General features: G+C 60.4%; 8 protein-coding genes. 3 read left to right on the forward strand and 5 right to left on the reverse strand.

Features of this window, described 5'->3' with window-relative positions; all coding sequences use genetic code 11:
* Positions 1-325: 325 nt before the first annotated feature.
* The 4 genes from WJM78_RS12550 to WJM78_RS12565 form a co-directional block, all read right to left on the reverse strand.
* Positions 326-2,206, reverse strand: coding sequence for a DEAD/DEAH box helicase (locus WJM78_RS12550; RefSeq protein WP_108535614.1), 1,881 nt, complete (start codon positions 2,204-2,206; stop codon positions 326-328).
* 181 nt (positions 2,207-2,387) lie between these two features.
* Positions 2,388-2,849: a hotdog fold thioesterase gene (locus tag WJM78_RS12555; protein WP_287147767.1), complete on the reverse strand. Its 462-nt coding sequence runs from the start codon at positions 2,847-2,849 to the stop codon at positions 2,388-2,390.
* A 120-nt stretch (positions 2,850-2,969) separates the two neighbouring features.
* On the reverse strand, positions 2,970-3,458 hold the full coding sequence (locus WJM78_RS12560) for a hypothetical protein (protein ID WP_339009648.1): 489 nt from the start codon (positions 3,456-3,458) through the stop codon (positions 2,970-2,972).
* Positions 3,458-6,529 (reverse strand): D-2-hydroxyglutarate dehydrogenase YdiJ, encoded by a 3,072-nt coding sequence (locus WJM78_RS12565; RefSeq protein WP_339009650.1) that lies wholly within the window; start codon positions 6,527-6,529, stop codon positions 3,458-3,460. The genes WJM78_RS12560 and WJM78_RS12565 overlap by 1 nt, the downstream gene beginning before the upstream one ends.
* A gap of 168 nt (positions 6,530-6,697) precedes the next feature.
* Here WJM78_RS12565 and WJM78_RS12570 point away from each other — a divergent pair, with 168 nt between their 5' ends.
* The 3 genes from WJM78_RS12570 to WJM78_RS12580 all read left to right on the forward strand — a co-directional run bounded on the left by WJM78_RS12570 (position 6,698) and on the right by WJM78_RS12580 (position 10,776).
* Positions 6,698-7,636 (forward strand): cation diffusion facilitator family transporter, encoded by a 939-nt coding sequence (locus tag WJM78_RS12570; protein WP_042036695.1) that lies wholly within the window; start codon positions 6,698-6,700, stop codon positions 7,634-7,636.
* A 285-nt stretch (positions 7,637-7,921) separates the two neighbouring features.
* Positions 7,922-9,457 (forward strand): TerC family protein, encoded by a 1,536-nt coding sequence (locus WJM78_RS12575; protein ID WP_108536972.1) that lies wholly within the window; start codon positions 7,922-7,924, stop codon positions 9,455-9,457.
* A 209-nt stretch (positions 9,458-9,666) separates the two neighbouring features.
* Complete coding sequence (locus WJM78_RS12580; RefSeq protein WP_339009656.1) at positions 9,667-10,776, forward strand: alkene reductase; 1,110 nt, start codon at positions 9,667-9,669, stop codon at positions 10,774-10,776.
* Positions 10,777-10,883: 107 nt separating this feature from the next.
* Here WJM78_RS12580 and WJM78_RS12585 read toward each other — a convergent pair whose 3' ends face one another.
* Positions 10,884-11,903, reverse strand: coding sequence for an adenosine deaminase (locus WJM78_RS12585; protein WP_339009658.1), 1,020 nt, complete (start codon positions 11,901-11,903; stop codon positions 10,884-10,886).
* Between the last annotated feature and the right edge of the window lie 140 nt (positions 11,904-12,043).

Genomic DNA, 12,043 nt, shown 5'->3' on the forward strand with positions numbered 1-12,043 from the left:
AAGGCGACCTCAGGGTCGCCTTTTTGTTGTCCATCATGTGCGACCCGTCCTCCAACCTGGGCTTGACGCGGGTATCCTGCTGGCAGGCGCTAGCTTGGATCAGGATAACAACCATATGCTCTGGCCTGGGTGTCACAGCCGTCTGCTGGCGAGACAGAGACAGAGACAGAGACAGAGACAGAGACAGAGGCAGTATGCTGGCTCTCCCTGGCGAATACCATCCCGGCCTCTGAGCGGGGCCAGTCCAGACCCATGAACCAACCAAATGACAGGCAACAAAAAGGCCGCTCATGATGAGCGGCCTTTTTATCAAGACTATCAGGACTTAGCTGTCACGGCGCTTGTTGCCACCGAACTTGCGATCCTTGTTGAAGCCACCTTCACGGCGCTCCCCGCTCTTGTTGAACGGGCGGTCACCGCTGGGGCGACGGTCCTTGTTGAAGGGACGATCGCTACGCGGAGGACGGGGGGCGGTGTTGCTGCCAGCCGGCACTTCGGTATAGCGGGTGATCATCAGCGGACGCTGACAAACACGGGCTTTCTTGATCACTTCCAGTACATCGGCGGTCATGCCCTTGGGCAGATCGACGGTGGAGAAGTCATCGGCGATGTCGATGTTACCGATGAAACGGCTCTCGATGTTCGCTTCGTTGGCGATGGCACCCACGATCTGGCCCGGCTTGACACCGTGATGGGCACCCACGTCTACGCGGTAACGCTCCATCTCTACGTCAGGATTGTCTTTCAGCGGACGCGGCTCGAGGGACGGCATGCGACGGGCAGGACGATCGCCACGGTCGGCAAAGTCACGACCACCGTCACGGCGTTCGAAGTCACGGCCACCACGATCGTTGCTCGGGTTGAACTGCGGCTCAGGGATGGAGTCATCCAGGAGCAGCGGTTGGTCACCCTGCACCAGCTTGGCCAATGCGGCAGCCAGCTCCAGCGGATCGGCAGAATCTTCTTCGATCAGCTCATTCACCAGGTTGTGGTAGATCTCAAGCTCTTCGCCCATCATGGTTTCCCGGATGCGCTCTTTGAACTTGGTCATGCGGTGCTGGTTGATGTCCTCGGTGCTCGGCATCTTCATCGGCTCGATGGCCTGACGAGTAGCGTGCTCGATGGCGCGCAGCATGCGGCGTTCACGGGGAGCAACAAACAGGATGGCCTCACCCTTGCGACCTGCACGGCCGGTACGACCGATACGGTGTACGTAGGATTCGGTATCGTACGGAATGTCGTAGTTCACCACGTGAGTGATGCGCTCAACGTCCAGACCACGGGCGACAACGTCGGTGGCGATCAGAATGTCCAGCTGGCCTTGACGCAGCTTGTCGACGGTACGCTCACGCAGCTTCTGCGGGATGTCACCGTGCAGCGCTTCACAGGCGTGACCACGGGCGGCCAGTTTGCCAGCCAGCTCTTCGGCAGCGTTCTTGGTGCGCACGAAGACCAGTACGGCTTCGTACGGCTCGACTTCCAGCAGACGGGTCATGGCGTCCAGCTTGTGCAGACCGGTTACCTGCCAGTAGCGCTGGCGGATGGTCGGTGCAGTGGACGTCTTGGTGATGATCTTGATCTCTTTCGGCTGCTTCAGATGCTTCTGGGCAACACGACGGATCTGGTCCGGCATGGTGGCAGAGAAGAGCGCAACCTGACGAGTGCTCGGGCACTGCTCCATGATCCAGTCCACGTCGTCGATGAAGCCCATACGCAGCATTTCATCGGCTTCGTCCAGTACCAGGGCTTTCAGGCCGGAGAGGTCCAGGTTCTTGCGACGGATCAGGTCCATCACACGGCCAGGGGTACCGACGACAACCTGAGCACCACGACGCAGGGCGCGGGTCTGGGTTTCGTAAGAGGAACCACCGTAGATGGGCAGGACATGGAAGTCCGGCATGTGCTTGGCGTAACGTTGGCACGCCTCGGCAACCTGCAGCGCCAGTTCACGGGTCGGTGCCAGCACCAAAACCTGGGTATTGCGGTTACCAGCTTCCAGACGAGACAACAGAGGCAAGGCAAAAGCAGCGGTCTTCCCTGTACCGGTTTGCGCCTGCCCCAGCAGATCGTGTCCCGCCATCAGGTGGGGAATTGCTGCGGCCTGGATCGGTGACGGGCGCTCATAGCCCACGTCCTGCAGCGCTTTCAATACAGGCGCGGCCAGTCCAAGCTCACTAAAAAGGGGCAGTTGTTCGGTATCAGACATAGATTCTTCCAGATTAAGGCAGGCGGCTAAGCACCGCGGAATAGCAAAAAGGCGGCGATTATAGCGCCACTTTGTTCTGCTGTCTTGAAAAATGTGATAAGCCTCTCAAGACGTTGGCAATTATAGAGGGATCTTGCGACTATGGCTTGCTTATTTTGCACGCATGGTGCGTTATTGCAGATCACTCCTCGCTGGAGTCCTTGCCCCGCTTGTGTTTGAGCACTGCCATAGTCAATCGACTGGTACACAATAAACGCCCACGTTCGTCCCGCATTTCAATCTGCCACACCTGGGTCGTTGCCCCCAGATGCAGTGGCGAGCAACGCCCTGTCACCACCCCTTCCCGCTTGGCCCGCAGGTGGTTGGCATTCACCTCCAGTCCCACGCAGTAGCTGTCCGGTCCGACCGCCATATTGGCAGCCAGCGACCCCAACGTCTCCGCCAGCACCACGGACGCACCGCCATGGAGCATGCCAAGGGGCTGATGAGTGCGGTGATCCACCGGCATGGTGGCTGCCAGCCAGTCGGGGCCAAAGGCCGTGTAGACGATGCCCAAGTGGGCCATCAGGGTGTTGTGGGAGCTGGCATTGAGCCCCTCCAGGCTCATGGGCTTGCGCCAGATGACGCTGTTCTCTTGACTCATGACGAGCAGACTCCTTATGTGATCAACGGGTTATACACGAGCAATGTCGGCGAAAAAAGTCAGAAAAAAAGATGCCCCGATAAGGGGCATCTTGCCAAGCCAAGTCCTGATGCCGGACTCTCACCAGGGATAGGTCACGCCGGGCCATTCGGCCCAGGGCAGATCGCGCCCCGGCAGGCAGGGCTCGGGCCAATGCCACACCTTGCCAAGCCATACCCGCAGCTCGGCTTCCAGTTCAGCATCGGTGAGGGATGCCTCGGCCACCTTCCAGAAGAAGAGCTCCACCGCCACCTCCGGCAGGACCGAGGGGTAGAGATAGACCCCGCCCCAAAATTGCGGCTCCCGATCCGGGCTCCAGAGGCCATAGGCAAAGGAGCGCTTGGCCAGAAACTCGGACCGCTGCCACTCCAGATCCCCCTCGTGCTGGCTCAGACTGAACTGGGCAGAAGGCCAGACGTCATCCGGGCGAAACAGCTGATGGAGCTGCTCGCGCTCACGCAACATGGCCACAAACTCCACCACCGCCTGAGCGGAGGTGGCTGGCAACAGCAAGAAACGCGGGTGCCGAAAAGCTTGCGGCACCCGAAACCGTTTCGGCAACGTCAGCATCAGAGCAGTTCCAGCAGGGCCTGCAGCGGATGCTTGAGTTTCTCCCCCTCCATCCGCTTGACCTGGCTGCGGCACGAGTAACCGGTGGCCAGGCAGCGATCTTTGGGCAAACGCGAGAGCGGCTCTGCCCAGCTAAGCCCATAGATCCCCTTGGAATTGTCCACCTGTTTGGCGTCGTGGCCATAGGTGCCGGCCATGCCGCAGCAGCCCACAGAGACAGGCTGCAAGCTGGCCCCAAAACGCTGGAACAAGGTGCCCCAGTCGTCGTGAGTCGACGGCTTGGCGGTCTTCTCTGTGCAGTGGGCAAACAGATACCAGGGCTCGTCTGCCTGACGATCTCCTTGCTCCTTGGTCGCCGTCTTGGGCTCAGGCGCCGGCAGTGAGAGCAGCCACTCCTGAGGCAACAGTACCTGGAAATCGCCACGGGCCGAGCCAAGGGCCTTGGCGTACTCGTCGCGATAACAGAGCACCAGAGAAGGATCCACTCCCACCATGGGGATACCCAGCGCCGCTATCTTGTTGAGGAACTGGGCGCTGTTGGCCGCGGTGCGGGCAAAGGCACGCAGGAACCCCTTCACGTGCTGGGGCTTGCCGTTGGGCTTGAATGGCAGCAGATAAGGTTGCAGCCCAAGCTTGCTGGCGAGCTTCACCAAATCCCGCACCACGGGGGCGTCGTAATAACTGGTGAAGGGATCCTGCACTATGAGCACCACGTTGGCACGCTGCTCGGGGCTCATGGCCTCAAGGCCCGGCAGGTCGAAATAGCGCGCCTTGTTATCGTGCAGGGATTCGGCCAGGGTGGGCACGGAGAGCAGGGGCACATCCACCATGCCGATGCTCTTCTCGGTCGCCTTCTGGGCCCACTCTTTCTCCAGGAAGAAGTTGACCAGTTTCGGCGCCCGAGCCAGCAGTGGCGCATAGCTCTCGACGGTGCCGACGAAGTAATCCTTGGGGCCACGCAGATAGCGGCTGTGGTAGAGCTGCATGAAGCGGGCACGGAAGGTGGGCACATCCACCTTGATGGGGCACTGGCTGGTGCAGGCCTTGCACGCCAGGCACCCCTCCATCGCCTCCATCACCTCGTGGGAGAAGTCATACTGGCCGCGGGCGCGGGCCAGGGTGTTGCGAAACTTGTCGACAATGCTCTTGAAGCGCAGACCGCCGCTTTGCAGCGCCACCTCCTCGGCCAGCGGATCGAAGCCCTGCTCTGCCAGCTGACGCAGCCATTCGCGCATCAGGCCCGCCCGCCCCTTGGGGGAGTGGCGGCGATCACGGCTGATCTTGACCGAGGGGCACATGGGGGAGTCGGTCTCGAAGGTGAAGCAGAGGCCATTGCCGTTGCAATCCATGGCGCGGGTGTAGCTTTCCCGCACCGCAATCGGGATCTGGCGGTCGAACTTGCCGCGCTTGGGCCCGTCCACTGACACAAGCGGCGCCCCGCTACCATAAGGCATGCAGATCTTGCCCGGGTTGATGCGGTTGTCGGGGTCGAAGGCCCCCTTGACCCGCTGCAACTCTTCCCACAGCTCGCCAAAAAAAGCGGGGCTGTATTCTGAGCGAAAGCCCTTGCCGTGCTCCCCCCACATCAGGCCGCCATATTTGGCGGTGAGCGCCACTACCTGATCCGAGATGCGCCGCAGCAACACCTCCTGCTCCGGGTCGCACAAGTCCAATGCAGGGCGCACGTGCAGCACGCCAGCATCGACGTGACCGAACATACCGTAGTCGAGGCCATGGGCATCCAGCAGGGCGCGAAACTCCATGATGAAGTCCGCCAAGGATTCCGGCGGCACGGCTGTGTCTTCGGTGAAAGCCACCGGCTTCTTGCGCCCCTCGGCGTTGCCAAGCAGCCCTACCGACTTCTTGCGCATGGCGTAGATGGTCTCGATGCTCGGCAGGTGACTGCACACCTGATAGCCGATAATGCCCGCCTCCTCTTTCGCCAATAGCCCATCGATACGGCGGCACAGCTCGGTCACCTTGGCCTGATGCTCCTGCTCGTCGGTATCGGCAAACTCGACGATATTGAGCCCTTGCAGATCCTTGCCGGGCACGTCCTCAATGAAGGCCTTGACCGAATGCCAGATGATGTCGGCACGGGCCAGCCCCAGCACCCGGGAATCCACCGTCTCCACCGACAGGGCCTGCGCCTCTACCATAAAGGGGGCGTTGCGCAGAGCCGACGGGAAGCTGTCGTACTTGACGTTGACCAGGGTGCGGTAGCGCGGTATGAGGGTGATGTTGAGTTTGGCTTCGGTGATAAAGCCAAGCGATCCTTCCGAGCCGCACAGCACCCGGCTCACATCCAGGGTGTCGCTGTCGGGCTGATAGAGATGCTTGAGATCGTAACCGGTCAGAAAGCGGTTGAGCTTGGGGAAGGTCGCCTCTATGTCGGCGCGGCGCTCGCGGCCGATGCGATAGAGGGTGCGATAGATCTCCCCCTCGCGACTCTCAAGCGCCAGCTTGTCTTCAAGACGGGAACCATTGACCGGCTCTGTGGCCATGATGTCGCCATTCTCCAGCACGGCTTTCAAGCCCAGCACATGATCCGAGGTCTTGCCGTATACGAGCGACCCCTGCCCGGAGGCATCGGTATTGACCATGCCTCCAAGGGTGGCGCGATTGGAGGTGGAGAGATCCGGCGAGAAGAAGTAACCGTGGGGTTTGAGATAGGCGTTGAGCTGGTCTTTCACCACACCGGCCTGGGCGCGCACCCAGCCCTCTTCCAGATTAATTTCCATGATCTGGTTCATATGGCGCGAGAGATCGACGATAATGCCGCCGCCCAAGGATTGACCATTGGTGCCGGTTCCGCCGCCACGAGGGAAGAAACTCAAGGCAGCGAACATAGGCTCCCGGGCCAGCTTGAGCATCACCGCAATGTCATCCGCGCTGCGCGGATAGAGCACCGCCTGAGGTACTACCTGATAGACGCTGTTATCCGTCGCCATCGCCAACCGGCTTGCATAAGATTTTTCGATATCACCACGAAATGCTCGGAGCTCTAGCAACTCAAGAAACTGCAGGGTTGCGGGTGACAAACTGTCCTGGTAATCGAGTCTCGGGATCATGAATCCTTGTTCCCATCCTTTGCTTGATGCCGGCACGCCGGCGACAACGACTGGCCAGCCGCCTCTTTGGGGCGCACAGGCCAGTCCGCTCACATGTGAGCGGGCAGTATATCAGCTAGAAAACCGCTTGCACTTGGCTATATTCACCATTTGAAAGGAGGAATTTATATGGCTCATCACAGCTATATGCTCAGTAAGGTCATTAATAAGTTCATTACCACTGAAAAGCAGGCGTTAACCCTGTCCCTATTCTGTAGTATTTTTTTTGCCATTTTCGGTATCGGCTATGGCCTGCTGGTCGGCTCCAATGCCATCATGCTCGACGGCTTTTTTAGCTTATTCAGTATGGGTATGACGGGCCTGGGTCTGGTGACCGCCTACCTCGTTACCCGCCCCGATGATGACCGTTTCCAGTATGGCTACGCCCACTTTGAACCCATCACCAATTTCATTAACGGCACCATTATTCTACTGCTCTGTCTGGCTGCACTCTATAGCGGTATAACGACCCTGTTATCTGGTGGCCGTGAGATTAGCCTTGGTCACGCTTTGATCGCGTCAACCATCGCTACTGTCTTGTGCTCTCTGATGTATTTTATAGAAGTGGAGTTAGCAAAACAGTTCAACTCGGAACTGGTGCGAGTCGATTCCCAAGAGTGGCTGGTTGATACTATTTTAAGTACCACCCTGCTGGTGGGTTTTCTGGTGGCGATGGGATTGAGTGCTATCGGCTACGATCAATTCAACCACTATATCGACCCCGCCCTGGTCTCACTGCTGGCCGTGTGTGCCGCTATCGTTCCCATCAAAGTGCTTGGTCACAGTCTGCGGGAAGTGCTGAAGATCGCCCCCGAGGGGTATATTCCAGAGCTCATCGATCAGGAGATAGAGGCGTTGGGCCAGCGCCACGGCATCAGGTGTTACAGCCATCTGGCCAAAAGCGGCCGCCGTTTCGATCTCGAAATCAACATTCTGGTGCCGATAGGACAGGAGTGGCCTGTGGCGCGTCAGGATGCCCTGCGTCATGAGCTCTGGTCCCGCATCGGCGATGCCTTGGGGGATGCCTGGCTCTCGGTCTGCTTCACCCACGAAGAACGCTGGTTGTAAATAGCCGAACGGGAGGCGCAGCCTGGCCGCCTCCTCGCCATTATCACATCTTCATAACAGCCCCTTGCCAAACTGCCGCCAGCCGTTATTATCAGGGCTCATTCTTAACCCGAGGTTTTATTGCCCATCATGGACAATCCCCGAAGTTACCCTTCGTTTCTCCCTGTCAAAATGTATCTGTTATTGCTCCACCAGCGCCTCTGAAAACACCCACGCCTCGTGCTCCACGGCCATTTTTCGCCGTCACTGACACCCGCTCTGTCTGTTTTTTATTGAGGTCATTACATGGAATTGCTGCTGGATCCCCACATCTGGATTGGTCTGTTTACCCTGATCATTCTGGAAATCGTGCTGGGGATCGACAATCTGGTCTTCATCGCCATCCTGGTGAAAAAACTGCCCCCCGCCCAGCGGGACAAGGCGCGCATCATTGGCCTGTCGCTGGCCCTGCTGATGCGTCTGGGCCTGCTAAGCGTGATGTCATGGCTGGTGACCCTGACCACCCCCCTTCTTCAGCTCGGCGAACTGGTCTTCTCAGGTCGGGATCTCATCCTGATGGGCGGTGGCCTGTTCCTGCTGTTCAAGGCCACCACAGAGCTGCATGAGCGGCTGGAGGCCAACCCGGAGTCCGGTGGCCACAGCGGTGTTTACGCCAGTTTTGGCGTTGTGGTGGCCCAGATCCTGGTGCTGGACGCCGTCTTCTCGCTGGATTCCATCATCACGGCGGTGGGCATGGTGGAACATCTCGGCGTCATGATGGCCGCCGTGACCATCGCCATGCTGGTGATGGTCCTCGCCTCCAAGCCCCTGACCCAGTTCGTCAACGCCCACCCGACCGTGGTGGTGCTCTGCCTGAGCTTCCTGTTGATGATCGGTTTTAGCCTGGTGGCAGAAGGGTTTGGCTTCCACATTCCCAAGGGCTACCTCTACGCGGCCATCGGCTTCTCGGTGCTGATCGAGTTCTTCAACCAGCTTTCCCAGCGCAGCGCCCTGCGCCACGAGGCCAAGCAGCCCCTGCGCGAGCGCACCACGGCAGCCATCTTCAAGCTGATGGGCAGCAAGACGTATCAGAACAGGCCTGACGATGATCTGGATGCCCCTGCCGCCGCCCCGGTGAGCTTTGGCGAGGAGGAGCGCTACATGGTGACCGGTGTCTTGTCGCTGGCCGAGCGCTCCATCCGCACCATCATGACCCCCCGCTCCGACATGGCCTGGATCGACGTCAACGACTCGCCCGCGGAAATCCGTGCTGTGTTGCAACGGGAGCCCCACAGCCTGTTCCCGGTCTGTGACGGTGATCTGGACGAGGTCATAGGTGTACTCAAGGCGCGGGATCTGCTGTTTGCCCTTAACGAAGGGCAACCCTTAAGCGAACTGGCCAAGCAGAACGACCCCATCATAGTGCCGCAGAGCATCAACGTGATCCGGCTGCTGGCAGAGCTGCGTCAGGCCAAAGGGAGCCTGATCCTGGTCTCCGACGAGTTTGGCGTCATCCAGGGGCTGGTCACCACCCACGATCTGCTGGAGGCCATCGTCGGCGAACTGCCGGACGAGGACGAGACCCCGGACATGGTGCGTGATGGCGAAGGCTGGCTCATCAATGGCAGCACCAACATCCACCATGTGGAGCAGGTGCTGGAGCACGAGGGGCTGGTGAGCGAGAGCGACGAGTACGTGACCCTGGCGGGCATGCTGCTCTCTCACTTCGGCTCCTTGCCCACCCCCGGCCAGCAGCTGCAACTGCAGCAACTCTGCTTCGAGGTGGTCGAGGTGAGCGAGCGCCGGATCGAGCGGGTACGGGTCATGCTGCTGGGGGCCTGAGCCCCGGCCGCATCAACAAAGAGGGCCGCTTCGGCCCTCTTTGCTTATTCCGTCTCCTTCAGATGCCCGCGGGCAAGCCAGCGAGCGCCATTCTGGCCCTGTGCCGATGGATTGATGCCATCACGGCAATTCTTTTCTGCAATTATCCCTCTTTTTCACAACAAGCCGCAGGGATAGAGTGGCCTCACTCCCACCATGAGGCACTCACGATGAGCCACGATCACCTGTTCTGCCCGCTGCGCCTGGGCCAATTACACCTTAACAACCGTATCGTCATGCCCCCCATGACCCGCTCTCGCGCCAGCCAGCCCGGTGATGTGGCCAATGCCATGATGGCCGCCTACTACGCCCAGCGCGCCGAAGCGGGCCTCATCATCAGCGAAGGCACCCAAATCGACCCCATGGGCAAGGGCTATGCCTGGACCCCGGGGATCCACAGCGCCGAGCAAGTGGCTGGCTGGCAGCTGGTGACCGATGCCGTCCATGCCAAGGGGGGCACCATCTTCGCCCAGCTCTGGCACGTGGGCCGGATCACTCATCCCGACAACCTTGGCGGCGCCCAGCCCATCTCCTCATCGGCCATCAAGGCCGTGGGCGTCAAGGTGTTCGTCGATAACGGCAGCGATGCACCCGGCTTTGTCGACACCGTCACCCCGCGCGCCATGACCCAGAGCGATATCGACGAGGTGATCGGCCAGTTCCGTCAGGCGGCCCGCAACGCCATCCGCGCCGGTTTTGACGGCATAGAGCTGCACGCCGCCAACGGTTATCTCATCAACCAGTTTCTCGATTCCGAATCCAATGCCCGCACCGACAACTACGGCGGCTCGCTGGAAAATCGCCTGCGCTTCTTGAAAGAGGTGACAGAGGCGGTCGGGGCCGACCGGGTCGGCGTGCGCCTCGCGCCGCTCACCACCCTCAACGGCACCGTCGATGCCAACCCGCAGCAGACTTATCTGGCCGCCGCTCGCTTGCTGGGAGAACTGGATGTGACCTACCTGCACATCGCCGAGGCGGACTGGGACGATGCCCCCTTGATGCCGGAGAACTTCAAACAGGGGCTGCGGGACGCCTTCCCCAACACCCTCATCTATGCGGGCAAGTACGATGGCAAGCGGGCACGGGCAGCCCTCCAGGCCGGTTGGGCCGACATGATTGGCTTTGGTCGCCCCTTCGTCGCCAACCCGGACCTGCCGAACCGGCTGCGCCACGGCTATCCGCTGGCGTCTCACGATCCGGCCACCCTGTTCGGTGGTGGCGAGCCGGGACTGACCGACTATCCGATCTATCAAGAGGCCACCGAGCCGCAATCAACCTGAGACCGGTTAGCGGCCCATTCAGGCACCCAGCCCATCAACACACAGCAGGCCCGCCATCACTGGCGGGCCTGCTGTGTTGTGTCGCCGATGCCGCCGACTGCACAAGACTAGTAGAGGACGACCCCGTGACAGGCAGCGTAGATCCTGATCTCCCGGGTGAGCCGTGCCTTGTCCGCCAGGCTCAGCCAGCTCGCCTCGACGGCATTGAGCGACAAGCGGCAGAGCTGATTCATGCTGGCGCCAAGGTCATGGGCCAGGGCGTGGAAGTTGGCCGCCATATAACCGCCAAAGTAGGCGGGATCGTCGGAATTGATGGTGACGCAGAGCCCCTGCTCCAGCAGGGTAAGCACGTTGTGATGGGCCATGCGGTCAAACACCTTGAGCCGGGTGTTGGAGAGGGGACAAACGGTGAGCGGCAGCCGGGTATCGGCCAGATAGCGCAGCAGTGCAGGATCGTCTGCCGCACGCACCCCGTGATCGATGCGTCGCACCTGCAGTTCATGGATGGCCTGCCAGATGTAGTCGGCGGGCCCCTCTTCCCCCGCATGGGCCACCACCGGCAGTCCCAGCGCTCTGGCGCGGGCAAAGACCCGGGCAAACTTGGTGGGCGGATTGCCCTTCTCCCCCGAGTCGAGGCCGATGCCATGAATGCGGGCGAGGAAGGGCTCGGCCTCTGCCAGCGTGGCGAACGCCTCCTCCTCGCTCAGATGGCGCAGGAAGCTCATGATGAGACGCCAGCTGATGCCAAACTCCCGCTCCCCGCTCTGCAACGCCCGCTCGATGCCGCCCAGCACAGTCGCAAAGGGGATACCGCGGGCGGTGTGGGTCTGCGGGTCGAAGAAGATCTCCACATGCACCACCTTGTCGGCGACGCAGCGCTCAAGATAGGTCCAGGTGAGGTCGAAGAAGTCCTGCTCGGTGATGAGCACGCTGGCACCACGGTAGTAGAGGTCAAGAAAGGATTGCAGGCAGTCAAAGTCGTAGGCGGCGCGTACGCTGGTGACATCGGGCCAGGGCAGGACCACCCCGTTGCGTTTGGCCAGGGCAAACATCAGCTCAGGCTCGAGCGTCCCTTCGATATGCAGGTGCAACTCCAGCTTGGGCAAACCGGCAATAAAGTTATCCATGATGACGGCTCCATCAACGCACAGACCACGGGATCTGCCACTCGCAGAGCGGATCCCTCCCCTCTTCTGTTCATTGTGCACCTATCTCTGTTTGTGGGGGAGACTTGTCATCAAACAGACTTATAATGGCGTCACAAAAA

It is taken from the genome of Aeromonas popoffii (genome assembly GCF_037818705.1).
Lineage (GTDB): Bacteria > Pseudomonadota > Gammaproteobacteria > Enterobacterales > Aeromonadaceae > Aeromonas > Aeromonas popoffii.

What these genes read in the sequence shown, in the direction of transcription:
- WJM78_RS12550 (WP_108535614.1), bottom strand. Translation starts at nt 2,206, where the DNA reads ATGTCTGATACCGAACAACTGCCCCTTTTTAGTGAGCTTGGACTGGCC.
- WJM78_RS12555 (WP_287147767.1), bottom strand. Translation starts at nt 2,849, where the DNA reads ATGAGTCAAGAGAACAGCGTCATCTGGCGCAAGCCCATGAGCCTGGAG.
- WJM78_RS12560 (WP_339009648.1), bottom strand. Translation starts at nt 3,458, where the DNA reads ATGCTGACGTTGCCGAAACGGTTTCGGGTGCCGCAAGCTTTTCGGCAC.
- WJM78_RS12565 (WP_339009650.1), bottom strand. Translation starts at nt 6,529, where the DNA reads ATGATCCCGAGACTCGATTACCAGGACAGTTTGTCACCCGCAACCCTG.
- WJM78_RS12570 (WP_042036695.1), top strand. Translation starts at nt 6,698, where the DNA reads ATGGCTCATCACAGCTATATGCTCAGTAAGGTCATTAATAAGTTCATT.
- WJM78_RS12575 (WP_108536972.1), top strand. Translation starts at nt 7,922, where the DNA reads ATGGAATTGCTGCTGGATCCCCACATCTGGATTGGTCTGTTTACCCTG.
- WJM78_RS12580 (WP_339009656.1), top strand. Translation starts at nt 9,667, where the DNA reads ATGAGCCACGATCACCTGTTCTGCCCGCTGCGCCTGGGCCAATTACAC.
- WJM78_RS12585 (WP_339009658.1), bottom strand. Translation starts at nt 11,903, where the DNA reads ATGGATAACTTTATTGCCGGTTTGCCCAAGCTGGAGTTGCACCTGCAT.